The 25570-nt window shown below is 60.6% G+C and carries 21 protein-coding genes; 9 read left to right on the top strand and 12 right to left on the bottom strand.

What is annotated here, in order from left to right:
* Positions 1-70 precede the first annotated feature (70 nt).
* Together NKJ55_RS09330 and asnB are read left to right on the top strand one after the other, a co-directional pair.
* Positions 71-1312, top strand: a complete 1242-nt coding sequence (locus tag NKJ55_RS09330) for a glycoside hydrolase family 5 protein (RefSeq protein ID WP_352449643.1) — start codon at positions 71-73, stop codon at positions 1310-1312.
* Positions 1313-1479: 167 nt separating this feature from the next.
* Positions 1480-3405 (top strand): asparagine synthase (glutamine-hydrolyzing), encoded by a 1926-nt coding sequence (gene asnB / locus NKJ55_RS09335; protein ID WP_352449644.1) that lies wholly within the window; start codon positions 1480-1482, stop codon positions 3403-3405.
* Here asnB and NKJ55_RS09340 read toward each other — a convergent pair.
* Positions 3379-4497 (bottom strand): glycosyltransferase family 4 protein, encoded by a 1119-nt coding sequence (locus tag NKJ55_RS09340; RefSeq protein WP_352449645.1) that lies wholly within the window; start codon positions 4495-4497, stop codon positions 3379-3381. The two genes, asnB and NKJ55_RS09340, sit on opposite strands and share 27 nt — an antisense overlap.
* A 169-nt stretch (positions 4498-4666) precedes the next feature.
* Here NKJ55_RS09340 and NKJ55_RS09345 point away from each other — a divergent pair, with 169 nt between their 5' ends.
* Positions 4667-6106 carry a lipopolysaccharide biosynthesis protein gene (locus NKJ55_RS09345; protein WP_352449646.1) on the top strand — a complete coding sequence of 480 codons (1440 nt, stop codon included), beginning with the start codon at positions 4667-4669 and terminating at the stop codon, positions 6104-6106.
* 45 nt (positions 6107-6151) lie between these two features.
* Here the strand turns inward: NKJ55_RS09345 and NKJ55_RS09350 are convergent, their stop codons facing one another.
* From NKJ55_RS09350 to wecB, 3 genes are read right to left on the bottom strand one after another with little or no spacing between them, the layout of a single operon-like run.
* The gene (locus NKJ55_RS09350) at positions 6152-6955 is read right to left on the bottom strand and encodes a WecB/TagA/CpsF family glycosyltransferase (protein ID WP_031211886.1); all 804 of its coding nucleotides are present in this window, start codon (positions 6953-6955) and stop codon (positions 6152-6154) included.
* Entirely contained in the window at positions 6952-8283 is a 1332-nt protein-coding gene (gene wecC / locus NKJ55_RS09355; protein WP_352449647.1) for a UDP-N-acetyl-D-mannosamine dehydrogenase, read from the bottom strand. The genes NKJ55_RS09350 and wecC overlap by 4 nt, the downstream gene beginning before the upstream one ends.
* The gene (gene wecB / locus NKJ55_RS09360; RefSeq protein WP_352449648.1) at positions 8276-9430 is read right to left on the bottom strand and encodes a non-hydrolyzing UDP-N-acetylglucosamine 2-epimerase; all 1155 of its coding nucleotides are present in this window, start codon (positions 9428-9430) and stop codon (positions 8276-8278) included. The genes wecC and wecB overlap by 8 nt, the downstream gene beginning before the upstream one ends.
* Before the next feature lie 201 nt (positions 9431-9631).
* On the opposite strand from wecB, the gene NKJ55_RS09365 reads away from it, so the two are divergent.
* The gene (locus NKJ55_RS09365) at positions 9632-11074 is read left to right on the top strand and encodes a glucosamine inositolphosphorylceramide transferase family protein (protein ID WP_352449649.1); all 1443 of its coding nucleotides are present in this window, start codon (positions 9632-9634) and stop codon (positions 11072-11074) included.
* 19 nt (positions 11075-11093) lie between these two features.
* On the opposite strand, the gene NKJ55_RS09370 is transcribed toward NKJ55_RS09365, so the two are convergent.
* A complete protein-coding gene (locus NKJ55_RS09370) occupies positions 11094-12404 on the bottom strand; it encodes a VpsF family polysaccharide biosynthesis protein (RefSeq protein ID WP_352449650.1) in 1311 nt (436 codons plus the stop codon).
* 167 nt (positions 12405-12571) lie between these two features.
* Here NKJ55_RS09370 and NKJ55_RS09375 point away from each other — a divergent pair, with 167 nt between their 5' ends.
* Together NKJ55_RS09375 and NKJ55_RS09380 are read left to right on the top strand one after the other, a co-directional pair.
* On the top strand, positions 12572-14122 hold the full coding sequence (locus tag NKJ55_RS09375) for a GumC family protein (RefSeq protein ID WP_352449651.1): 1551 nt from the start codon (positions 12572-12574) through the stop codon (positions 14120-14122).
* An 8-nt stretch (positions 14123-14130) separates the two neighbouring features.
* Positions 14131-15237 carry a glycosyltransferase gene (locus NKJ55_RS09380; protein WP_352449652.1) on the top strand — a complete coding sequence of 369 codons (1107 nt, stop codon included), beginning with the start codon at positions 14131-14133 and terminating at the stop codon, positions 15235-15237.
* Positions 15238-15331: 94 nt separating this feature from the next.
* On the opposite strand, the gene NKJ55_RS09385 is transcribed toward NKJ55_RS09380, so the two are convergent.
* On the bottom strand, positions 15332-16192 hold the full coding sequence (locus NKJ55_RS09385; RefSeq protein ID WP_352449653.1) for an alpha/beta hydrolase: 861 nt from the start codon (positions 16190-16192) through the stop codon (positions 15332-15334).
* Between the two features lie 238 nt (positions 16193-16430).
* Here NKJ55_RS09385 and minC point away from each other — a divergent pair, with 238 nt between their 5' ends.
* The 3 genes from minC to minE are packed head-to-tail and all read left to right on the top strand — an operon-like array spanning position 16431 to position 18254.
* The gene (gene minC, locus NKJ55_RS09390; RefSeq protein WP_352449654.1) at positions 16431-17150 is read left to right on the top strand and encodes a septum site-determining protein MinC; all 720 of its coding nucleotides are present in this window, start codon (positions 16431-16433) and stop codon (positions 17148-17150) included.
* Positions 17151-17169: 19 nt separating this feature from the next.
* The gene (gene minD / locus NKJ55_RS09395) at positions 17170-17985 is read left to right on the top strand and encodes a septum site-determining protein MinD (protein WP_023677152.1); all 816 of its coding nucleotides are present in this window, start codon (positions 17170-17172) and stop codon (positions 17983-17985) included.
* On the top strand, positions 17982-18254 hold the full coding sequence (gene minE, locus NKJ55_RS09400; RefSeq protein WP_023677151.1) for a cell division topological specificity factor MinE: 273 nt from the start codon (positions 17982-17984) through the stop codon (positions 18252-18254). The genes minD and minE overlap by 4 nt, the downstream gene beginning before the upstream one ends.
* 183 nt (positions 18255-18437) lie before the next feature.
* Here the strand turns inward: minE and NKJ55_RS09405 are convergent, their stop codons facing one another.
* From NKJ55_RS09405 to NKJ55_RS09430, 6 genes are all read right to left on the bottom strand, one after another.
* On the bottom strand, positions 18438-19757 hold the full coding sequence (locus tag NKJ55_RS09405; RefSeq protein WP_352449655.1) for an ABC transporter substrate-binding protein: 1320 nt from the start codon (positions 19755-19757) through the stop codon (positions 18438-18440).
* A 94-nt stretch (positions 19758-19851) separates the two neighbouring features.
* Positions 19852-20700 carry a carbohydrate ABC transporter permease gene (locus NKJ55_RS09410; RefSeq protein WP_352449656.1) on the bottom strand — a complete coding sequence of 283 codons (849 nt, stop codon included), beginning with the start codon at positions 20698-20700 and terminating at the stop codon, positions 19852-19854.
* Positions 20697-21614, bottom strand: a complete 918-nt coding sequence (locus NKJ55_RS09415; protein WP_502904471.1) for a carbohydrate ABC transporter permease — start codon at positions 21612-21614, stop codon at positions 20697-20699. The genes NKJ55_RS09410 and NKJ55_RS09415 overlap by 4 nt, the downstream gene beginning before the upstream one ends.
* A gap of 19 nt (positions 21615-21633) precedes the next feature.
* Positions 21634-22725, bottom strand: coding sequence for an ABC transporter ATP-binding protein (locus NKJ55_RS09420; protein ID WP_352449658.1), 1092 nt, complete (start codon positions 22723-22725; stop codon positions 21634-21636).
* 49 nt (positions 22726-22774) lie between these two features.
* On the bottom strand, positions 22775-24286 hold the full coding sequence (arfA, locus tag NKJ55_RS09425) for an arabinosylfuranosidase ArfA (protein ID WP_352449659.1): 1512 nt from the start codon (positions 24284-24286) through the stop codon (positions 22775-22777).
* Between the two features lie 184 nt (positions 24287-24470).
* Positions 24471-25397, bottom strand: a complete 927-nt coding sequence (locus NKJ55_RS09430; RefSeq protein WP_352449660.1) for an ArsR/SmtB family transcription factor — start codon at positions 25395-25397, stop codon at positions 24471-24473.
* Between the last annotated feature and the right edge of the window lie 173 nt (positions 25398-25570).

The following is a 25570-nucleotide window of genomic DNA, read 5'->3' on the forward strand; positions in this document are numbered from 1 at the left end:
AGCTGCGGGCCGGCAATCTTCTTTCCCGTTCGTTGCGGCTAATATCTCCCGCGAGCATGCGGAGGGAGCGATGCGAAAAGCGTTGTATGTTGTTGCCTGGGTGCTCGCCTTGCTTGTGGCGGCCGACGCAGAGCCCATCCATCTCAAGCGCGGCGTTGGCGTCCATCAGTGGCTCAACTGGTCGCCGGTGGAGAAAGACGGAACCTACGTTTGGCCGCCCTATCGCAGCGAAAAGGAGTGGCTTGCGGAAAGCAGGCCGCTCACCGACTGGCCGGCCGGGGAGGTGTTTGCCCACATCCGATCGATGGGCTTCGACTTCGTCCGGTTGAGCGTCGATCCCGGCCCGCTGCTTGCCAGCGGGGACGCCAAGCGGCAGCAGGCGCTGGACATACTTGCCGCCGCCGTCGAGCGGATCACGGCGACCGGCCTCAAGGTGGTTTTCGACCTGCATGGCGTCACTCAGATTCCCGACTACAGCATGGAGATGATCTATGGCGGCGCCGACAGCGAGGGCGTTGCCCGCTATCGTCAAATGGTTGTGGCGGTCGCCGCCATGCTGGTCAAGATAGGCACCGACAAAGTCGCCCTCGAACCTTACAACGAGCCCGCATACTACCCTTGCGATGCGAGCGGCAGCGATCACTGGCAGCGGATCATGGCAGGGACCGTCCACGACATTCGAGCGGTCAGCAGCGAACTTACCATCGTTGCAACCGGCGCCTGCGGCGGCAGCATTGCCGGATTGGTCAACCTCAGCCCCAGCTTTGATGACCCAAACCTCTATTACAGCTTCCATATGTATGAGCCGCACAGCTTCACCCACCAGCGGCCCGATGACACGATCAGCTTTGCTTCGGGACTTCCCTGGCCGGCCGACAGCAGTACACCCGAAGTGGTGACCGAAACCCTTAGAGCGCGGATGGAAGCTGCCGGCTTGAGCAGGGTCGAGCAGGTCATGAACATGGCCACCGCGCGCCAAGCAATCGCGAACTATTTCGAGCAGAACTGGGGCCAGAGCCAACTGGAGGCGAGCTTTCGCCAGGCTGTCGACTGGGCTGAAGGCCATGGCATTCCCAGCCGGCGGCTCTTCATGGGCGAATTCGGCGCTATCCTCATGTCCGCGGACGGCCGCATGGGCGCCTTTGAGGCCGACCGTTCGCGCTATCTCAAGGCAGTGCGCCGAGAGGCCGAACGCTTCGCGATCCCATGGTCTGTCTGGGAGTTCTCCAATCCCTATGGGATGAGCCTCATCCCGCCCGATGGTCCCCCGGTTCCCGACCCGGAGATGCTGCAGGCATTGGGCCTGCCATAGGTGCCGTCACTCGCCCTCACCAGCGAACAACCGGTGGCAACCCCTGACCGCCAGGCTCGATCGAGGAACGGCCCGTGGCAGCTTTCTCCCGGTTGGGTTGTATTGGCACGAAGTGTTTAACACATTTGTTGTACTGAAGTGAGGAATGCGCGCGCCTAGGGGGAACAATGTGTGGAATTGCCGGATGGATCGGTCGAAGGGCCAAAAATCCACAAGAGCGGGCCGCCAGAATGTCAAACGCATTGCGGCATCGCGGTCCCGATGCCGAAGGCACCGAGATATTGGACCTGAATACCGGCGAGCAACAATTGGCATTGGTCCATCGCCGCCTGGCGATCATTGACTTGGCGCCTGAGTCAAATCAGCCGATGCAGATTGAGGACGGCCGTCTCAAAATAATTTTCAACGGAGAGATATATAACTACATCGAGTTGCGCCAGGAACTGATCGGCCTTGGCCATCATTTTCGAACGCGCTCCGACACCGAGGTGCTGCTCCGAGCCTACGATCAGTGGCGCTTGTCCATGTTCGACCGGCTGAGCGGCATGTTCGCCTTTGCACTCTGGGATGCTCAGAGGCAAGAATTGATCCTCGGCCGGGATCCCTTCGGGGAAAAGCCGCTTTACCTCATGCAAAGCGAAAGATTGCTGCTGTTTGCCTCGGAGATCAACGCATTGTTGTCGGCGCAGCAAGATGCGCAGCAACTCGATCTGGATGCCGTGCACGAGTATCTGAACTGGCGTTATGTGCCGGGACCGCGCACGCTCTTCAAACAGATCCGCAAACTCAATCCCGGAAGCTATGCTGTCTGGTCGCAAGGGGTAGTCAAGGAAACGCGCTACTATACGCCTCCGGACCAGGCGGCCGTAACCGAGCGGATCGACGGAAAAACCGCCAAGCGGCGATTTCTGGAATTGCTCGACCATTCCGTCGAGATCAGGATGCGCAGCGATGCACCTTTTGGGGCCTTTCTCTCCGGAGGACTCGACTCCTCGGCTATCGTCGCCCTGATGGCCAGGCACAGCGCCACGCCCATTCGCACGTTTTCCGTCGGGTTCGACGACGCAGCCTATAGCGAACTTGCATTCGCCCGGCGCGTTGCCGATCATTTCAAGACCGATCATTGCGAACTTGTCATCCAGCCAGGCGATCTGATGGATCACCTGCCCGCGATGGTTCGCCAACGCGGGGGACCTGTTTCGCAAAGCAGCGATATTCCAATTTACCTGATGTCGGAGCGCGCCTCGCAGGACGTCAAGATGGTGCTCACCGGAGAAGGAGCCGACGAGATTCTCGGCGGCTATCCCAAGCATCGCGCGGAATCACTGGCCGGGATCTACCAGTCGCTTGTTCCAGCCTCGCTGCACGATAACGTCCTTTCCCCTTTGGTACGCGCCATGCCGGGCGCGTCGGCCAAGGTCGATACGTTTGCCCGCACCGCGGGCGAAAGGGACTTTGCCGCCCGGATGGTCTCCTGGTTTGGAGCCGTTTCGGCACAGCAGCGCGCTTGCCTGATCGGCGCGTCCGCAAATCGCCGTTATGAGCGCAACGACTTTCCGTTCTCGTCAAGCGCTGCGGCCTCCCATCTTCGCCGCGTGCTGTTTTTCGATCAGACATCGTGGCTGCCTGACAATCTCCTGGAACGAGGCGACCACATGATGATGGCCGGTTCAATCGAAGGAAGAATGCCGTTCCTCGATCGCGACCTGGTTTCATTCGTCAGCAAATTGCCCGATCGCTACAGGCTGGGTTGGTTGCACAGCAAGCAGATCCTGCGCGACAGCATGGCCAATATCCTCCCGGAGGAAATTCTCAGCCGCCGCAAGGTCGGGTTCAAGGTACCTGTCGCCGAATGGTTTCGCGGATCGATGAGGAACTACGTGCATGACCATCTTTGCTCGCCTCACTCCGTCATCCGCAGCTATTTGAGCCCGAAACAGCTTGATCAAATCGTCTCGGAACACACCACGCGTGCCGCAGACCACGAAAAGCTGATATGGGCGCTGTTGAATTTGGAGATATTCCACCGCGAATTCAGGCTTGAAGCGCCGCCGTCATTATCGGCGTCAGCGCTTGACCGGTTGACGGCTTGACGCCGCCGACCGCCAGACATCGCAGATTGCGCCGACAAACGGGGCGAGCTCAAGCCGTTCCCGATGCACGGCCATGGCACCGGCACCAAGCTTTGCCCGCAGTGCCGGGTTCTCCACGAGGCGGCTCAGCGCCTCGGTCAACGCTGTAACATCGCCTGGCGGCACCAGCAGCCCGGATTGCCCGTCGGTGATTATGTCTTCGACGGCGCCAACCGGGGTCGCCACCACCGCCAAACCGGCTGCCATGCCTTCGATCACCGACATCGGCAGATTTTCGGCGAAGGATGGAAGAACTAGAATATCGGCCGAAAAAATCAGCGATGCGACATCGTCCGGTCCCACCCAACCCGGAAAGGCGATCCGGTCTGCAATCCGCAGCGCGGCTGACTTTGCCCGTGCCGCCTCGACTTCGCCATCGCCGGCAATCGTGGCGCGCCAATTCTTGACGGGGTTCATGCGGTGCAGTGCCTCGAGCAATTGCGGTACGCCCTTGCGGTCGCCGATGCGGCCCAGGAACAGGATATGCACATGGTCGCCGCCGCCGACATGCGCCAGCGACGGGACTTCGGTCGCATTGGGCACGATCACGATATTGCCGGCTGCGCCCGGCGCCCGGCTGGCGACGAAATCGCGCCAAAGCCTGCCCAAAACGATCACCCGATCGGCATGCTCGAACAGAGCTTTGATACGGCGGCTTATGAACCCGCGATCGGCTTTCCAGAATGTCTGATACTGCGCCCCGTGCAAATGCAGGACGTAGGGTATCGACAGCAGCCGTGCGCAGGCGGCGATCACCATCTTGCGGTAGGTGCTGCCGGAAACTGAGATGTTGATATGAATGACATCGGCGCGTCCAGCCAGACGCGCTTTAAGCATCCGTAAGCAAAAACCGAGCATATAGAAGATCGAAAGTCCGACATGCCCCGGGCCACGACTGGCAAGGAAGCACACATCGATGTCGGCGATTTCTTGCCGTTCGAACTCCTGCTTCAGCGCCCCCATGATGCGGTCGATGCCGCCCTGCCCCGAAACGCCCGAGGGCGTCGCGACCAGGACATGTATTTTTCGATCGGATATCAGGCGCTGCAACATGATGGTACTCTAAATAACACAGACCGGGTAACTGCAAAGCAAACGTTCCCGATAAGGTTTACGGCAAATCTTTTAGTTCAAACTGAATCTGTTCACCCTTCGGCGTCATCGGGCTGGATTTTCCGCCAGTCGGCGGCTAGTCGAAGGTGAGTTTTCCAGGGACACGCCCTTGCTGCTCCGTTCCACGCTCATTTATGCTCCGGCGATCCTGCTGACGCGAATTTCGGCGCTGCTCCTGCTGGTCGTCGTGACGCGTTTGATCGACCAGACCGAGTATGGCCTGCTCACCCTGGTGGTGACCGTCGGCGAAATGACCGACATTGCCGTCACCAACTGGCTGCGCATCGCCTTGCTCAGGCTTGGCGGCAAGGGCGAAGTCAGCCGCGGCAGCCTGATGCTGGCCGGGCAGGTGTTGCTTGCCACCACGGCACTGGCGCTGGTCATATCGGTCGGCGCGTCGGCGGTGATCGTGCCTGAACGCTGGGTCGAGTTCGCGATCGCAGTCTGCGGCTATCTGGTCGCCGGGTCCATCAGCCGCTTCGCCTTGACGGTGCTGCAGATGCAGCAGCGCCATTCGGTCTATTCGATGCTCGAAGCCCTGCGTGCCCTGCTGCAACTCGCGCTGCCGATCGGCGCCATCCTTATCTTCCAGGATAGCTTTCTGACGGTATCGCTCGGCTCGAGCTTCGGCGCCTTGATTGCCGGCATCGTGGCCGGCATCATGGCATCGCGACGGCTCGTTGCCGGTCCGCCGCGTTTCACCCACAGGGACTTCTTTGCGCTCGGTGTGCCGCTGATCATCATGGCGCTGGTTGGCTTCGGGCTCAACAGCGCGGAGCGTCTGTTCCTCAAGTTCTATTACGATGCCAGCGCCGTGGCGATCTTCGCGGCAGCCTATGCGCTGGCCCGCCAGCCGATCGATATGGTCGCCAACGCCATCAACATGGGCGCCTTTCCCGAGGTGGTTAGCCGGTTCGACGAGGATGGGCCCGCGGCATCGGGTCGGTTGCTGTCGCAGTTAATGTCCTTGATGATGCGGCTTTGCCTGCCGATTGCAGCGATGCTGGTCGCGCTCAGCAGCGATATCACCGAGCTCATGCTGCCCTCGCAATATCACGGCCGCTTCGGCCTGCTGTTTCCGATCATTGCCTTCAGCGTGCTGTGCGCCAACCTCACCAGCTTCGTCTATGGCGTCGTGGTGCACGCGCACAAGCGGCCGTGGCTGCTGATCATCGCCAATCTCTTCGGCTCGGTGGCAACAATCGCATTGTCCCTGCTGTTGATCCCCCCGATGGCGGAGATCGGCGCCGCTTTGGCGCTGGCGGGGGGCTCGGTGGTGGGCTCCATAACCTGCATCATCATCAGCGAGCGGCTCACACCGGTGCCGGTGCCGTGGCGCGACATCGGTGTTTCGGTAATCATCTCGCTCAGCACGGGGGTGGCCGCCAAGCTTGCCAGCATGGTGGCCGGCGACGTGCCGGCGATCTTCTCGCTTGTCGCCGGCTGCACCACCGGCGCCGCGGTTTTCTTCGGGCTGACCTCGTTGTTCCACCCCGTGGCAGCGACGCAATTCGTCGCCCAGCTGCGAGCGCGGCTACGGATCGCGTAAAGCGAAGTCCAGGGGCAACGCCTGTTTTGTGGGGGGAACGCGAAACTATAAACCGGCGTTTCGGCGCCAGCGACGCTCCCAGAACTCCCGGCACAGCAGTCCCGCATAGGCAGTGTTGGTGTCGTAGTAGCGGCGCCACAAGCGTCGCGGCTCCTGGACGACGCGGAACAGCCACTCCAGGCCGGCCGCTTGTATCAGCTTCGGCGCACGGGCAACCTTGCCCCCATAGACGTCGAAACTGCCGCCTACGCCCATCACGAAGCTTGAGGCGAGTTCATCGCGGTAGCGTTTGAGAAAGCGTTCCTTGCGCGGTGTCGGCATGGCCACCAGCAGGCAGTCGGCGCCCGAGGCGTTGATCGCCGCGACGATCCCGGCCTCGTCCTCCGGCTTGAAATAGCCGTTGCGCATTCCCGCTATGACGAGGCTCGGATGGTCCTTGGCAAGTCTCACTACAACCGCGTCGAGAACGTGCTGTTCGGCCCCCAGCAGATACGGCCTGAATCCACGCTTCGCGCAGAGGCTCAGCAGATTGATCATGATGTCGACGCCCGCCACCCGCTCGGGCAGCGCGACGCCGCACAGACGTGCACCCCAAAGCACGCCGATGCCGTCGACATTGACCACGTCCGCCCCGGCCACGTCCTCGCGCAGCTCGGCATTCTGGCGCATGGTCACCAGCTTGGCGACGTTCACGACCACATGATGCAGCGGCCGCCCCAGGGTCATCGCCTCGTCGGCGATGGCCAGTGTCTCGGCCATGGTCAGCGCATGGATCGGTGCACCAAGGAACTCCCGGCGCCGTGATGCCAACAGGGAATGCTGCGCCCATGCCGGGGCGTGCGCGTTCATGCGGCCTGCTCCCTTGCAAGCGTCACTTGTGCGACCTCTGGTTTCTTGCCTTCGATGCGGGCGTCGGGCTTGCGTGCCTTGCGCCACGTCCACAGACCCCTCGTATCGACGAGCTTCTTGTCCTTGAGCGCTTCGGGGTCGACCAGATTGAACTGCCGATGGTCGACCAGGAGGACGACGATATCGGACTTGTCGATGGCCGAAAGTGCGTCGGTGAACACGATGCCCCTGCCCTCGAGCTCATGCGGCAGCGCATTTGTGTTGGGTTCAGCCGCAATGATCTTCACATTGGGGTTATCGGACAGAAGCTTCACCACCTCGACGGCCGGGCTCTCGCGCAGATCGTCGATATTGGCTTTGAAGCTGAGGCCAAGACAGGCGATCGTTTGCTTGCGGGAGGGGTCGAGCAAGGCCTCGATATCCCTGACCACCGACATCGGCCGCTCGGAATTGATCCGGCGTGCCGAAGCCATCAGCCGCGTGCTGTTGGGTGCGGCGTCGATGATAAAATATGGATCGACCGCAATGCAGTGACCGCCGACGCCCGGGCTCGGCTGGAGGATGTTCACGCGAGGGTGCCGATTGGCGAGATCGATCACTTCCCATACATTGAGCGACAGATCCTGACACACGGCGGCAAGCTCGTTGGCAAAGGCGATGTTGACGTCGCGGAACGCGTTCTCCGTCAGTTTCACCAGCTCAGCACTTTCGGCCGTTGTCATGAACAGGTCGCCGGTGACGAAGGTCGAATAGAGTGCCGCGGTCCGCTCCGCCGATTTGCGGGACAATCCGCCGATCGAGCGATCGTTGTTGATCAGCTCGGTCAGCACCTTTCCCGGCAGCACACGCTCGGGCGAATAGGCGACCAGCACATCGGCGTCTTCGCCATGCTGGACAGGAAATTTGAGATCGGGCCGCAACTCGGCAAGCAGCCCGGTCATGATACGCGTGGTTCCAACCGGCGATGTCGATTCCAATACCACAAGGTCTCCCCGCTTCAGCACGGGGGCGATGCTTCGTGCCGCCGCGAGCACGTAGGTCACGTCCGGCTTATGATCGTGGGTCATCGGGGTCGGCACGGCGATGATATAGGCGTCCGCCGGCTGCGGCGTGCTGTAGGCCATGAGCTTGCCGTTCGCCACGACCTTCTGGATCAGACCGTCAAGGTCCGGCTCGACGATGTGGATTTCGCCGCGGTTGACCTTCTCGACCACCGCTCCGTTGACATCGACGCCAATGACGTTGAGCCCGCGGCTGGCGAAAATGGCGCAGGTCGGCAGGCCGATATAGCCCATGCCGATTACGGAAACGGTTTTGATTTCAGCCATGATGCAGCAGTTCCTCAACAATCCGGTTACTGGCCCGGCCATCGCCATATGGGTTGTGTCGTTCCGCCATGCCGCGATAGGCAGCCTGATCGTCGAGCAGGCGATTGGCGTTGAACAGGATTTTTTCGACATCGGTGCCGACAAGGCGGGCGGTGCCGGCCACGATCCCCTCGGGTCGCTCGGTATTCTCGCGCATCACCAGCACCGGCTTGCCGAGCGACGGCGCTTCTTCCTGAACGCCGCCGCTATCGGTAAGCACCAGATAGCTCTGCTTCTGCAGGTACAGAAACGGCAGATAGTCCTGCGGCTCGACCAGATGGATGTTCGGCACGCCTTCCAGCTCTGCGTTGACCACCGAGCGCACATTGGGGTTTGGATGGACAGGGTAGACGACCTGCACGTCTCCGCGCGCGGCCAATCCCTTCAACGCCGTACAGATGCGCTGGATGCCGCCGTCGAAATTCTCGCGGCGATGTCCGGTGACGAGGATCATCTTCTTGGAAGGATCGAGGAAGGGAAAGCTGGCAGCGAGCTTCGCGTTCATCAGCCTGTCGGCATCGATCGCGCTTGAAAAATGCAACAGCGTGTCGATCACCGTGTTGCCGGTCACGAAAATGGTGCTTTCGGCCTTTCCTTCGGCGATGAGATTGTCGCGCGCTTGAACGGTCGGCGCAAAATGCCAGGTGGCGATGTCGCCGGCAATCTTGCGGTTCAGTTCTTCAGGAAACGGCGAGTTGATGTTGTGGCTGCGCAATCCTGCTTCGACATGAGCGACGGGGATACGCTTGTAGAAGGCAGCAAGAGCCGCGGCCATTGCCGTGGTGGTGTCGCCCTGTACCATGACGATATCGGGCTTCGCCTTGTCCAACACCTCAGCCATGCCCAGGAGCACGCGCGAGGTCACATCGAACAGCGACTGGCCGGGTTGCATGATGTTGAGATCGTGGTGCACAGGCAAGCCGGTCAGCTCGACAACCTGGTCGACCATTTCACGATGCTGGGCGGTTATGCATATTTCGGTGATGAAGCCTGGATGAACGAGGGCGGCACGCGCCACTGGAAAGCATTTGAGTGCCTCCGGCCTAGTGCCGAACACGATCAGCAGTTTCTGCCTGGATGGCAGTTTTGGACGTGAAAGGACGTTCATCGCTGATCCTGGTCGCCTGCAGCCTTCGGGACATGCCGACTATTGCCCGCAAGAGTCATAATAGCGCCGGAAAGCGCCTTCGTGATCTCAATTCTTAATATATGATTAACAACCAAGGCCGCGTTCTCCCGGTTTAACTCTTGTGAAAGGTTGGGCTGACAAGTAGTCTATGGCAGTAGTCTTGAAAAAGAATATATTGGATTGACTAATATTTTAATCATCGGCCACGCCGACACATCCCGGCGCTGGGAAAATGAGCTTCTGGCGCGGTTGAGTGCGGCTGGACATGCGGTTTCGAGTTGCCGCGCGCCGACGCCTGAACCCAATGCGCGCACGATGGATAATGTGCTGGCGCTCGAGGGCCGGCGCTTCGGCCCCTCACTGGCAAGCCGTTCCCGGCCGTTGCCGTCCGGCGACACCGGCCCAGTCGATCTTATAGTCGATCTCACGGCTACCGCCGCACGACGCGGCACGCCTGTCCTGACGCTCGAATTTTGCGGCCAAAGCAGCTTTGCCGCAGGCATGACCGAGATGCTGGCGAGCGGGCGGCTGCCCGAACTCACCGCGCGCCTCGACGGCGTTGCCGTCGCCAGGGCGCGGCCGATGATCAGCGACCGGTTGTGGCTGTCCCGAACCAGCAACGACCTGCTCGCCGGCGCCATCTCCCTGATTGCCCAATGTGTCGCCCGCTTTTCCGCGGGCAAACTTGCGCCGATTGCCGAGAGCCCGGCGCCGCCCCTGCAGAAAGGCGGATTTATCGGGCACTATCTGCCCTTTTTCGGCAGGGGGTTAGTCGACCGCGCCGTGCAAAAACTGCGACGTGGTCGGCGTCCCTTCTATTGGCAGGTTGCTTATCGGCTGATCGACGGTCCAGGCGTCGCCGAAACCGGACTGCTGGATGGTAAGCCCTTCACCGTGCTTGCCGATGACGGGCAGCGCTTCTACGCCGATCCGTTCGTTCTCGAGCGCGACGGCCGTCATTTTCTGTTTGTCGAGGAGTTTCCCTACTCCACCGGCCGCGGGGTGATTTCCGTCGCTGAACTTGGCACCGACGGCACTTTCGGCGTACCGAAAGTGGTGCTGGACGAAGCGCATCATCTGTCATATCCGCAGGTGTTCGCTCACTCCGGCGAGATTTTCATGATCCCTGAAAGCGCTACGGCGCGCGAAGTGGTGCTCTACCGTGCCGTGCAGTTTCCGGATCGCTGGGTACGCGATACGGTGCTGATGACGGACAGGGATTTCAACGACGCCACGCTGCTCGAATCCGACGGCCGTTTCTGGCTGTTGGGGACGGAGCGGTTCGGTTACGGCAGCGCGTCCGACACGATGGCGGTCTATTCCGCCCCTGCGCTGCGTGGGCCTTGGGTCGCGCATGCGCTCAATCCCATCGCCGTCGATCACTCGGCCACTCGGCCGGGCGGCGCTTTCATCCGCCAGGGCGACGCTTTGCTGCTGCCGGTGCAAAACGGGTCTAGAGCCTATGGCGGCGGCCTGGGATTGATGCGGCTGGATCGGCTTGATGATTTCGACGTCCGTTTTGAACTGCCCCGCCCAATCGATCCCGGGCCGGCATGGGCTCGGTCCGGCATTCACACGCTCAATCGCGCGGGCGGTGTCGAGGTCGTGGACAGCGCCGGCTGACCGGACCCGAGGTCCGTGCTTAACGAGATCCAGCCGGGTTTGGGCTGGATGCAGCGGCCGAAGGCATGCTCTCGAGCGAGCCTCCATGGGGCTGCTTCCTGTAGGCAAGCAGCAACACCACGATGATCGTCATGTCCGGCGTTTTTGACGAAAGCGCGTTGTTTGACAGCGCGGCAAGCAAGAACGTTATGGTGCCGATCCATGCCGGCAGCGGCGCCCCGCGCAGCAGCCGGAAGACGAACCAGAATATCAGCGCTGTAAACAGCAGGGCTATGGGCAGGCCGAAGAGCAAGATAATTACCACCGGCGCGCTTTCGATGTAGGGCAGATGCAGCTTCTGCCGGACGATCGCCAGCAGGTCGTCAACGTTCATGCCGAACAGGATGTCGTTCCAGCTGACCAGTCCGAACACCTGATAAATGGTCACCCGGGCCATGAAGTTTTCGTCGAAGATGGTGTTGCTGAACCGATTCAGCAGACCGCCCGCAAACAGCATCGCAACAAGCACCGCGCCGCCTGTCACGGTGAACATCAGCACGACAAATTTGGCCTGCCGCTCATATTTGAGCGACAGGCCCGGCCAAGGCACGAACAGCAGCAGAATGAGGATTTCGCCGGTGGCGAGCATCAGCGCGGCGCGAGCGCCCGATGCAGCGCAACCGATGAACAACAGGAAGATCGCCATCACCCGCGCCCATATGCGCCAGTGCGTCAGCGGCACGAATCCGATGGTTGTGGCGCAGAGCGCGCCCAGTGCCAGCGGATGGGCCGACAGGCCAGTTGGCCTGAATTGCAGTTCGTTCAACCCATAGGGCAACAGCCGATGTTGAGTCACCGCCTCGATGGTGCCGATGACAGCGCTCAGGATCGCCATCCCGAGCACGACGTCCCCCAGCGCCCGCCGCACCTCTGCATTCAATGCCAGCATCAACAGGCCTGTGGCGCCGGCCACCAGATAGGTATCGATGATGAACCCGGAGGAGCCCGCACGGCCGGTAACGAACAGATAGGGCACCAGCGCGAACATCAGCACCGAATAGCGGATCAACGCCTTGAATATTCCAATTTCGTCGCCGTGCAGCAGAAACGGCCGGCTGAAAAGAACGATAGGAAGCAGCAGGATGATCGCATAGGTGCCGAAATGCAGCTTCTCGTAGAACGAGCCTCCCTGGGCCGTATAGTCGACGACCATGTTCATCACCTGCGGTGATACCGTAAAGCGAAGCAGGAGCGCGAACGCCGCGCATAGGAAAAACAGCAGCGACAGCGCGTTCTGACGGCGCGCTCGACTGGACGATAATCGTTCCGAAGCGGCAGCGGGATAGCTCATGGCCCATCCAAATGGCGATATTCGAACGGCATTCTGGGCAACGAAATCCCTTCAACGTCCGCCGGACGGACAGCGTGAGCGGTAAAATGGGCCAACTTGGAAAATAAGATGTTAACGATGTTTCTGTAGAGCAGGCCAAGCGTAATGATTTAACAAGGGTTGTCACCATGTCTGCCGGTTCCGGCACACCCCCTATCTCCGCGACGGCTTCCAATAACAGTGCATTCGAGCGTATCGCCAATGCACGGCGCAGGGCATTGCTGCAACAGCATGGCCCAGTCGCGGCGTTAAGCTCCGCGCCGGTGACGCCGCAACCTCCAGAGCCTGTCGCGACGGTGACCCTGGACAAGATCGGCGATTTCCTCGAGCTCGATTTTCGACGCCTGTTCGTCTGGCTGCGGGCCGGCCTCGCCCTGGCCTTCATGCTGGCGGTAATCGGCGGCATTGTCGGCGGCGCCTATGCATTGCTGAGCAAGCAGCGTTACACCGTCACGACCGAGGTCCTCATCAACCCATCCAATTTGCAGGTTGTGGAAAACGACCTCTACTCGCAACCGGGCCAGGTCGATAGCCAGTTGCTCAGCACGCGCAGCAAGCAGCGCATCCTGACCTCGGGCAATGTGCTTTCCCGTGTGGTGGACGAACTGAATCTGACTCACGATCCAGAATTCTTCGATCCGGACCGGAGCACATCCTCGTCCGGCGCTGTGGCGAAGCCCGACCCGAGGCTTATTGCCTTGAAGAACCTGGCGGACCGGGTAGACGCCATCGCGGACCCGACCTCGTTTGTCACAACCCTCTCGGTATCTGCGGAAACCACCGCCAAGGCGATCCTGATCTCGCAGGCCATAGTCAAAAACTTCCAGGAAGAACTGGCTAAGGCGGAAGCTGCCGGCGCCAGCCGTGCCGCGGCTGCCCTTGACAGCCGGCTTGGCCAACTCAAGAGCGACGTGCAGGCAGCCGAAGAGAAGGTCGAGAGCTACAGGCGCAGCCACAACCTGTCGTCCAGCAATGGCCAGCTCGTCAGTTCGCAGACGCTGACGCAGCTCAATGGCGAAATCGTCGATGCGCAATCGCGTGTCATCGCCGCGCAGGCAAGCTACGACGCCCTGGTTGCCTCCGGTATCAACGGGGCCAATCCCGACCCCACGGTTTCGGAAGCGCTCGCGGCGCTGCGCGACAGGTCAAACAGCCTGCGGCAGCAGATCGACTCACAGTCGATGACCTTCGGTCCGCGCCACCCGACGATTGTCAGGCTCAGGACGGAACTCGAGACCGTCAACTCGCAACTCCGGGCCGAGTTCTCCCGCACCATCGGCACGGCAAAGGCCAGCCTAGACAAGGCCAGGGCCTCGTTGGCTTCTCTCAACGCCAGGATGAACGATCTGAAGAGCAATGTATTCACCGACAGCGAATCCGAAGTCGCCCTGCGTGAACTTGAACGCGATGCCGCCTCGAAGAGAGCGGTCTATGAGAGCTTCCTGTCACGTGCGCGCCAAATCAGCGAGCGCGAGCAGATCGACACCACAAACGTACAGGTGATTTCGACCGCGGTGCCCCCGCCAGCGCGCTCATGGCCCCCGCGCACTGCCCTGGTGGCAGGCGCAGGAGCGTTCGCAGGCTTTGCCCTGGGCATGCTGCTGGCCATCGGCATGGGCATCATCCGCGACATGCGCCGGCCGCCGAACCGATCAGGCCTTGCCGCCAGCCGAGCCTGAAGCAAGGCATGGCGAAGCGCATCGTTTTCCACATCGCCAGCCTGAGGGGCGGCGGCGCCGAACGTGTTTTCGTCCTGATGGCAAATGAACTGGCGTCGCGTGGCCACGAGGTCACGCTTTTTACCTGGAACGCGGAAGGCCCTAACGCCGCGCTGCGTTCCGCTGCCGTGCATCTGGTCGACTTCGGCCTTCTCTTGCGCGGCGAGGGTTACGCCAAGTCGGCGACGCTGAAAGGCATCGTGCGAAGCGCAAATTTGTTCCGCCGCCTTGATCCTGATGCGGTCTATAGCGCCCCGGAATTCGCCAATCTGGTGATGGCGCTGTCACTCATGTTGGCCAGAAGCCGGGCAAAATTCTTTCCAAGCTTCCATGCCGCCGCATCGCTGCCTGCCAGCGGCCTCGGCGCGAGGCTGGCGATCTGGCTTTCCGCGCTGGTTGCAGCGCGCGCAACCAAAGCCATCGCCGTTTCAGCGGGTGTCGGCCGTGACATCATCGCCCGAGGCTTTCCCGAATCGAAGGTTGTCGTCATCAACAACCCGCTGCCGCCGGCTGAAGCACCGCAGGGGAATTCCTATGCCTGGCAGGCAGCGTTGGCGGCGATGGGCGATGGCCCGGTCATCGCCACCGCCGGACGCCTGGTGCCGGTCAAGGACCACCGGACTTTGCTGCGGGCCTTCGCTGCCCTGCGCGCCGGCCGCCCTGCCCGGCTTGTCATCTTCGGCGAAGGTCCGCTGGCTGCCGAATTGCACGCCTGTGCCGAAGAGACCGGCATAGACGGGGACGTGCTCTTTGCCGGCTATGTCAACGATCCCGCGGCTTGCTATGCCGCGGCCGATCTGTTCGTTCTGTCATCGACCAGCGAGGGCTTCGGCAATGTGCTGGTCGAGGCCATGGCCGCCGGTGTCCCCGTAATCTCCACCGATGCTCCGCATGGCCCGCGCGAAATACTCGGTGACGGCCGCTTCGGCACCTTGGTGCCGGTCGGTGACGCCGCGGCCCTGGCGAAGGCGATGGCCGAGATGCTGGACCACCCCACCCCTGCTGCCGTGCTGAAAAACAGGGCGGCGGATTTCACAATCGACAAGATTGGCGATCGCTATGAAGCGTTGCTCTAGTCGTTACGCACTGCCAGTGGATCGCGGTTGGATGCGGTCGACGTGGTCGGGCTTTGATTGCGATAATCTCTTCACGGGCTGGGGCGCAACGAATTTATCGTGAGGCATGCCCTCGTTCCTTGAGTTGTTGGGCGAGGAAACCCTTGACCGAATCGAGAACCGCATCCCGTTCATGAGATACGCCTGGCAGCAAATCGAAGCGCACGCGCGCCCCCGCCTCCTCGAACGATCGACACAATGCCATGAGGCGTTCCGGCCGTGTTCGCCCCGCATCGTTGGCGCCCGGCATCCAATGGGTGCTGCCTTGGACATGAGTGATTTCCCAAGTCTCCAGGTCAGCGTCGCCGACGATCATCTGGAAAGGCACTTTTGCCAGCGCTGCGGCATCGAAGGTGATGCCGAACTTCTCCGGCAGATCGCGAATGCCCACCCACCAGTCACGCGTCGGATCGAGCAAGGTCACCGAGCCTGGCGCGCCGATTGAGGCCGCCCAGAGCCTGTCGGGATGCAGGATAGCAAAACGATGCGTGAAATGCGCGCCGCCGGAAAATCCGAACATGGCAAAGCGGCTCCAATCCTGACTGTATTTGGCGCTGACCTCCTCAACCATGGCGAGCAGCACATCATCGTAGCGTATGTTGCCCTCAAGCAAATATTTGTATCCGCTGCGGGCATCATCCCCGAGAACGCCGATTGGAAACAGCGGACACAAAACGGCGCAGCCATTCCAGCGTCCGAACTCGGAAAACGCGTCGCGGAATCCAAGAAAAGAGGTGCGGCCGGTGCCATGGACAGCGACCATCAGGTCGACTTTGGCCCCTTCCCCAACCGCGGGAGGCACATACAGGCAATAGTGAAAGCGCGGGTCTGATTTGGAAGCAAAGATGGCGGTCGCGCCAAGGTCATAGGTAGCGCGACCGCGATCCGCGACAGGCCCCTTGGCAACGCTTGTCAAATCGATAACTCCTTAATAGGCCCGGCGTTCCGGCAACAATATACCGGTCGGCCGACCTCGTGAACTGGAGGCGCCTCCAGGCAGCCATGAGGAGGACCTCGTCGTGCACCGGAAGCAGGGCGCCGGCGGGGCGATCGGGGGCAAAAAGAATGCCTCCGCCAACGCCTCGGGAAGCCGCCATTAACTTTTCGTTAACCATGCCGGGCTAGCCTTAACCAATCAGTAAGGACTCGCCTCTGTGACCTGCGTCGCTCCCATCCAAAACAAGTCCATACGCTTTCGAGCGCGCTCGTTTGTAGCCTTCACCCTCACCCCTGAGGCCCCGCTAGGGGAATGGCTGCAAAGCCTCGATCACTGGACCGAAAACTCTCCCGGCTTCTTTGCCGGCCGCCCGGTCGTGCTCGATCTGAATATACTCAAGCCCGAGGTGGGCGAGATGCGGGATCTGGTCTTACAACTCGCGGAGCGCGGGATTCGCATTTACGCGATCGAGGCCGATGGCAATGTTGCTCTCGGTGCCGATCTGCCGCCGCTCCTCGTCGGCGCCAAGGAGGCCACCGCTGATGCGCTTTACGTGCAGCCGGACCCGAAGGCCGCCGCTGAGGCCAAGACGGAAGAACCGCAGGCGCCGAACTCATTGATGATCAAGGCACCGATCCGCTCCGGCCAGTCGATCTTTCACCCCGATGGCGATGTGGTCATTGTCGGCTCCGTCAGTTCCGGATCCGAGATCGTCGCCGGAGGATCGATCCACGTCTACGGCACGCTGCGTGGACGTGCGTTCGCCGGCGCCACGGGAAATTCCGCGGCCCGCATCTTTTGCCGGAAAAACGAAGCCGAACTTCTGGCGGTGGACGGCTGGTACCGCACCGCCGAGGAGATGGACGCCTCCTCGCGAGGAAGGCCGGTACAGGCCTTTCTCGAGGACGGCGCACTTTGCGTCGCACCGCTCAACTAACAACATTGGAGGCACAAATATGGGCAAGGTAGTGGTTGTCACATCCGGCAAAGGGGGTGTCGGCAAGACGACCTCGACGGCCGCTCTCGGCGCCGCGGTCGCGAAAACCGGCAAGCGGGTGGCTCTCGTCGATTTCGACGTCGGCCTGCGCAACCTCGATCTGATCATGGGTGCCGAGCGGCGCGTTGTTTTCGATATCGTCAACGTCATTCAGGGAACCGCCAAGCTTTCGCAGGCGCTGATCCGTGACAAGCGACTCGAAACGCTGTTCCTGCTGCCGGCCTCGCAAACGCGCGACAAGGATGCTCTCACCGAGGAAGGCGTCGCGGACGTCATCGACAAGCTGCGCTCCGTTTTCGACTACGTCTTCTGCGACAGCCCGGCCGGCATAGAGCGGGGCGCGCAACTTGCCATGCGCTTTGCCGACGAGGCGGTAATCGTCACCAACCCGGAAGTGAGCTCGGTCCGCGATTCCGATCGCATCATCGGCCTGCTCGACTCCAGAACGATGAAAGCCGAGCAAGGTGAATCGATTGTCAAACACGTCCTCGTCACACGCTACGATGCTGCGCGCGCTGCCCGCGGCGAGATGCTGAGCATCGATGACGTGCTCGAGATCCTGTCGACGCCCTTGCTGGGAATAATTCCCGAGAGCCAGGACGTGCTGCGCGCATCCAATGTGGGCGCGCCGGTTACGCTCAGCGAAAACACCAACCCCGCCGCACGCGCCTATATCGACGCGGCAAGAAGACTCGAGGGCGAGGACCTGCCGGTCATTCTGCCTTTCGAGCGGAGGGGCCTCCTCGACCGGCTGTTGGGAAGGAGGGCAGCATGAACCTGCTCGATATCTTCAAGCGCCGCGGCAGCGCGCCCGTGGCGCGCGAACGCTTGCAACTGCTGTTGGCTTACGAGCGTCGAAGCCGCAACCAGCCCGATCTCGTCTCCGTGTTGCGCGAGGAGATCATGGCGGTGATCGCCCGGCATGTTCAGGTCGACCAGGATTTCCTGCAGGTGAGCATGGATCACGGCGAAACGACGTCGAGATTGGAGATCGACATCCAGATCCCCAACAAGGTCGCAATGCCCATGGCCGCGGCGTTCTAACGGAATCCTCCGGCCAGGGCTTGCGTCGGCTGCTGCCGAGGTTGCGGCGCCGTGGTTGGCGTGTTTGACCCGGTCGCCACCGGCAAGTTCTCGCAATTCGAGGACAATAACCACTCCCTCACCAAAACCCCGCGGCCGTTTCCAGTCGCGGGGGGCCTTGGGAGGGCCTTTCGAAACCCGTGATCAAATGTTGGCGAGCAATTCGTTGACGCGGCTTTCCATGTCGGCAAGGGCGGTGTCGACGTCCTTCTGGCCACTGATTGCTGCACTCATCTCTTCGCCGATAATGTCTTGGATCGCAAACTGACGCTGTACGGCGGACGGCAGCGGCTTGCCGAGATCAGCGACCGCAGAGATCGTGTTGCGATGCGGCAGGGCCTTGAAGGCGTCCGAGGTGATGACGGCCTTATAGGCCGGCAGGTGACCGGTGCGTGACCATTCGAAGTCGTTGTCGGCGAAGAACTTCAGGAATTTACCGATGGCCGCGATCTGTTCAGGCGTGCGGTCTTTCTGCGAAACGGCCCAGGTGTGGCCGTCGGCATATTGCGCGTGGGCGCCGCCAAACAGCTGCGGATACGGATAGACCGCATAGCCGCCCTTGTTGAGCGCCGTACCCTTGGTCTCGGACTGGGCGTTGTAATCGCCGACCACCCAGGTGCCGTTAAGGTGGACGCCACCCTCGCCGGCAAGGAAGGCGTTGATCGAGCCGCCATAATCGAGATCCTTGGTGGTGTAGCCCTTCTCGAAGATCGCCTTGTACATCTCGACGACCTTCTTGGCTTCCGGCGTATTCAACTTCACATGCTTCGGATCGGCGAAGAAATCGGAATCCTGCTGGAAAAGATAGGTGTAGAGGTTGCGTGTGTAGAGTGCAGTCTCATTGGTCAGGTTCTGGACGAAATAAGGCTTGCCCGTCTTCTGCTTGAACTGTTCGGCCTGGGCGAGCAGTTCCTCGGGCGACTTTGGAAAAATCGGCGTGCCGTCGGCATTGACGAGGCCGGCTTGTTTGAAAAGATCCATGTTGACGTGATAGAGCATCGTCCAGCTGTCGATCGGCAGGCCATAGACCTTGCCGTCTTTGGTGGCGCCATTGCGTGCCGCGTCGGTGAAGGCGTCGGGTGTCACGCCGACCGACTTCAAGAGATCGTCGAGCGGCATCAACAGGCCCTTCGACTGATAATCCGACAGTACGGATTCATGGATCGTGACGATGTCCGGAGCGTCGCCTGAAGCGAACTGCGCGGTCAGCTGATCATAGCCGGGCCATTCCACGGTGGTGACGTTGACATGGACATCGGGATTGTCGGCGTTGAACTTGTTGATTAGCGAGGTGATGATGCCGCATTCGCCAACGGCCTTGGTGGCATCGGTGTTGGTGCCGAAATCGGCATCGCAGGCGCCGAAAAAGCGCTGTACGCTCAGCTCCGTGGCCGCGAAGCTTGGACTTGCGAGCATCATTGCGCCCGCAGAGACTGCGGCAAACAGTATTTTCTTCAGTTTCATATCAGTTCCTCCTACTGAGTTTCCGCCGCTCCACCCTGGATTGGCTTTCGTGCTTCAATTGCTGCGCATTCCCCCGGCCGTCAGGCAATCTTCGTTATCTCACCGCAGCGCCGGAGACCGCCGTGACGATGTATTTCTGGAAGAACAGGTAGACGATCAGGATCGGTGCACCGGCGAACACCGCCTGCGCCATCAGGAAGCCGATGCCTTCGGACTGGGCGAAGTTGGTCTGGGTCGAGGCCATGCCGACCGTCAGCGTGAACATGTCCTTCTTCGTCGCCGAAATCAGCGGCCAGAAGTAGTCGTTCCAGGCGCCGAGAAAGGTGAAGATGCCGAGCGTCGCCTGCGCAGGCAGCGTGAGCGGCAGAAGCACCTTCCAGAAAATTCTGAGCCGGCTGGCGTTATCGAGCATGGCGGCTTCGTCCAGCTCCTTCGGGATGGCCTTGAAATACTGGGTCATCAGGAAGACACCGAACGGAGCCGAAAGGCCCGGCAGAATGAGCCCTTGATAGGTGTTGTGGAACTTCAGCATGCTGAAGATCTGGTGACGGGCGACAAGCACGGCCTGTTCCGGGACCGCCAGACCGAACAGCACGATCACGAACAGCACGTCTCGGCCGGGGAAATTCAGCCGTGCAAAGCCGTAGCCGGCGAGCGACGACAGGATCAACGTGCCGAGCGTCAATCCGCCCGAGACGATGATGCTGTTGCGCACCCAGATGAACACCGACGAGGTGCCGACGGTGTTGATGTAGTTCTTCAGCGTATAGGGTGCGTGAAACACCGAGTTCGGATCGGCCATCAGCTCCGTATTGTCCTTGAGTGACAGGCCGATGACCCACAGAACCGGCGCGATCATGATGATCGAAAGCAGGATGACCAGGGCCAATAACAAATGGTCGCCAAATGCCCGGCCCTTGATGGAAGCTGCTGGGGCGCTCATGCCTGGTCTCCCCTGCTGCGTGTCACCAGGTACTGGGCCATGGCCGCGACTAGGATGAGGATGAACAGGATTTCCGATGCAGCGGCGCCCAGGCCGAGATCCCAGCGACGGAATGCGGTATCGTAGATGTAGAGCACGATCGGCTTGGTCAGATTGTTCGGACCGCCGCGCGTCATCAGCCAGGCCTGGCCGAACAGCTGGAATTGCAGCACGATCTGGATGATGATCACCAGGATGAAGGTCCGCTTGATCGACGGCAGCGTGATCGACCGCAGCGTCTGCCAGCGATTGGCATTGTCCAGCGCTGCCGCCTCGTAAATGTCCTGCGGGATCTGCTGGAGTGCTGAGAGAAAGAGCATCATCGGCAGGCCGATGCACCACCAGATGGTGGCAATGGCGATGCCGACCATCGCCAGGCTGGGATCGGAAATGAAGGCCGGAGCCGTTGCGCCGAACCATCCGTAGATCGTCGACAACAGGCCGACATTCGGAATGAAGACGATGCGCCAGATCAGCGTGACGATGGTGACCGACAGCACCGACGAGGAAAAGAACAGCGTCCGCAAAACCGCGGCAGTGCGCGTGCGGCGGTTGAGGCAAAGCGCCAGGAAAAGGCCGATCAGCGCCAGCGTCGGCACCGTCAGAAGCACGAAATAGAAGGTGGTCCAGATCGATTGCAGGAAGACCTTGTCGTGATACAGCCTGGCGTAATTGCCGAGACCGACAAAATTTCCGGACGAGAACGTGTCGGCCTTGTGGAAACTCAGCCACATCCCCCAGAGCAGCGGGAAGAGCAGCAGCGTGGTGAAGAAGAACAAGAATGGCGCAACGAAAATGACGTTTCGCCATTGCGGCGCATAGATGTCGGCGGTAGGGGCTCTGACGCCGACAGCAAGCGTCGCGGTCGGGGACATCGCCAGCCGGTCAGCCATCTCAGGCCTCCCTCGCATGCCAGGCGCGGCCGGTCTCGTTGAACAGATGCGATTTCTGGCCATCAAAGGCGAGCCCGATTCTGTCGCCGACGGCGACGCGGCTGTTGCCGGCATCCGAGCCGACGATCTGCTGGCCATCGCCCAGCCGCGCGTAGATCAGGGTGCGTTCGCCGAGCCGCTCGAGCACATCGACCACGCCGCCGGCATTGCCCTGTCCGGCCGCAACGATGCGCACGTCTTCAGAACGGATGCCGAAAGTGTACTTGCCATCGGTCAGTTGGCTGGAGGCGATCTCGGTCTGCACCGAGACGCCGTCCGCAAACCTGGCCGTGGCGTTCTCGCCGGATCTGTCAAGCGTCGCATCGACGAAGTTCATCGCCGGCGCGCCGACGAAACCCGCGACGAATTTGGTCGCCGGGCGCTCGTAGATCTCCATCGGGGTACCGATCTGGTCGATCTTGCGATTGTTCATGACGACGATGCGGTCGGCCAGCGTCATTGCCTCGACCTGGTCATGGGTGACGAAGATCATCGTCGATTGCAGCCGCTGGTGAAGCTGGGCAAGCTCGATGCGGGTGCGGGTGCGCAACGCCGCATCGAGATTGGAAAGCGGCTCGTCGAACAGAAAGGCCTTCGGCTCCTTGACGATCGCACGGCCGATGGCGACGCGCTGGCGCTGACCGCCGGAGAGCTGGCCCGGCTTGCGATCGAGCAGATGCGGCATTTCCAGGATGCGGGCGGCTTCATTGATGCGCGCCTCGATGACCTTGCCTGGTACGCCGATATTCGCAAGGCCGAAGGCCATGTTGTCGCGCACCGTCATATGCGGATAAAGCGCATAGGATTGGAACACCATGGCAATGCCGCGCTTGCCCGGTGGCAGATGATCGATGCGCTCGTTGTTGATGGCAATCTCGCCGCTATCGACAGCTTCGAGCCCGGCAATCATTCGAAGAAGCGTCGATTTTCCGCAGCCGGACGGGCCCAGGAACACGATGAATTCGCGTGCCCTTATGGAGAGCGACAGATGATCCAGCACCGTCATGGCACCGAACTGCTTGCTCACGTTCCTGATCTCGATATCGGCCGTCACGTCGACGCTCCTCCTCAGCGTTTGCGCTTTCTCGATGATCCGCCTGAACTCAGAGCCTCAGGCGTATGACCTGGTAGGAATAGGCCGGCAGTGACAGGCTCAGCTTGCCGCCGGCGAGCGAGGCGCCCTCACCCTTCCTGGGGCCGACATTGCCAGGGTTTTCGGCCGAATTGACGGCTTTCAGATCGGCGTGTGCCATCACCTGGTGATCGACGATCTCCGCCGCGCCGAAGCCGGTGAGGTCGACCACTGTTTCGATTGCCTCGCTCGAATGGCGGTTGACGGCGAAGAAGGTGACGTGGCCGGTTTGCCTGTCGTGCACGCCGGCAACATCGACATAGGCGACGTCGCCCGCAACGCTGGATTTGTAGGTCGGGCTTTCCACCTTGAGATCCAGCGCATTGCCGCGACCATAGTTAGAAGCAAACAGATAGGGATAAAAAATCGTCTGTCGCCATGCCGGGCCATTCGGAACGGTCATGATCGGCGCGATGACATTGACCAGTTGTGCCAGGCAGGCGATCTTGACGACATCGGAACGGCGGATGAAGGTGTTGAGGATCAGGCCGACCTGCAGCACATCCTCGAAATTATAGATGTCTTCGAGCAACGGCGGGGCGAACGGCCAGCCGTTGCTGCCGCCGAGTATCTTCCTGTCCTGCTCCTTGGAATGGTACCAGACGTTCCATTCGTCGAACGAGATGTAGACCTGCTTGTTGGAGCGCTTCTTGGCCTTGATATACTCGATGACGCCGGCGACCGAGACAATGTAGTCGTCGAGCTTTTCGCTCATGGCGAGATAGTTCGGAGCGTCGTTGGCTTCGTTGTCGAAATACATGTGCAGCGAGATGTAGTCGACCTCGTTGTAGGTATGGTCGAGAACCGTCGCTTCCCATTCAGGGTAGGTCGGCATCTTGGCATTCGAAGAGCCGCAGACCACCAGCTCGAGTGACTTGGAGAAGGCGCGCATGGCCTTGGCCGTCTCATGCGCCAGCCGGCCATACTCGTCCGCGGTCTTGTGGCCGATCTGCCAAGGGCCATCCATTTCATTGCCGAGGCACCAGAGCTTGACGTCGAACGGCTCCTTGCGGCCGTTGGCGATGCGCCTGTCGCTCCATTTGCTGCCGCCGGGATGGTTGGCGTACTCCAGCAGGTTGCGGGCTTCATCGAGGCCGCGCGAGCCGAGATTGACGGCAAGCATCATCTCGGTGTTGGCGGAGGTGCACCAATCGGCAAATTCATGCAGGCCGACTTCGTTGCTTTCCGATGTGTGCCAGGCGAGGTCGAGGCGCACTGGGCGCTGTTCCTTGGGGCCAATCCCGTCTTCCCAATTGTAGGCCGAGACGAAATTGCCGCCGGGATAGCGGACGATCGGAACATTGAGTTCCCTGACGAGATCGATGACGTCTTGACGCATGCCGTTGGCATCCGCTGTCGGATGGCCGGGCTCATAGATGCCGGTGTAAACTGCCCGCCCCAGATGCTCGATGAAGGATCCGTAGAGCCTCGGATCGATTTCCGAGACGACATAATGCGGATGAGCCGTAACGGCTGCCTTCATGCATTCCTCCCATCGATATCACAAACGATGATTTAAATCATCTTGCCCGATATCAAAGAGGAATTGGTAGCCCTTCGTCAAGCCAAAATACCCAAATGTAGGACAATTAGACGAACGCTTTGGCACAGCAGAAAGCCAGATAGTTGAAATTGCTGCGTTATCTTCAGAACCCGGTTTCATGATATCAACCAGTTTTGATCCTGAGCAGGATGTCCTGATCGTAATTTCCAAAGCCCTTGCCGAAAATATTGATCCCGCCGGGGCGCTTGGCGTCGTCCTTGACGCCGATACGGACGCGGATTGAATGATGGCTCTTCAGATCGAGTGCGGCGAGGCCGGTTTCGGAAATCCTGAGGCCGTCGACATGGGTGCCGTCATTGGCAATTCGCCAGTTCTTCAGCTTACCGTATTGCGAGCCCTTGAGCTTCCACCAGGAGGGCGTGAAGACGCCGCGCTTGTCGCCGAAATCCCCCGGCGACGTCCAGGTGCCGACATCGACGCCATTGATCGTCAGCGTGATGTCCGAGGGCCAATCGGCGCTGGTACCCGGCACTTCCGAAGACAGCTCTATCGCAACTTCGAGTCCGGTGATCTCGGCATTGGCGAGCTTGGCATTGTTGGGGAACTGGTATTCGACAAAACCGCGCGTGAACCATAGCAGACCAGCTTTCATGCGGTCCGGATCGAGGAAAGTGTTGGGAACATCGAGCAGACCGATGATGCCGTCCGGCGAACAAAGGCCGCAGGGCGCGGTAACCTCGAAGCCGGTATAAAGCCCGATCGGCATCGACACTTCGATCGCGTCGTTCTTGACCGCACGATATTCGCTCTTGAACACGACGAGCACTTCTTCGGCCATCGGATAACAGATTTTCTGACTGCCTTTCTTCGCCTTCAGGTTCTCGGTGCGGATCAACCCCGCATCCTCCAGCACCTGGATGTTGGTCGAGACGGTCGACTGCGGAAGCGACAGCACGGCGGCGATTTCGTTGACATTCATCGGCCCCTTCTCATGCAGCAGTTTCAGCATCGAGATCCGCGCCGAGGAGGCAAGCCCCTTGAGCACGGCAATTCCTTCCTCAGGTTCAATCACCAGAAAATTGCGACTCATGAAATTGTCCGGCCCATGTAAAATCTATATCCGAAATTACCCTGTATATCGGGATATCTGATTTAATCAACATGCAGGCGGAACGCCGGGCAATTTGTTGAATCCGGCAGGGCGAGGGTCGCGCGGTGGCCCTGCACAGAATTTGTGCAGGAGCCATATGCAGAGTGGACACC

The organism is Mesorhizobium sp. M0106 (genome assembly GCF_040322715.1).
Lineage (GTDB): Bacteria > Pseudomonadota > Alphaproteobacteria > Rhizobiales > Rhizobiaceae > Mesorhizobium.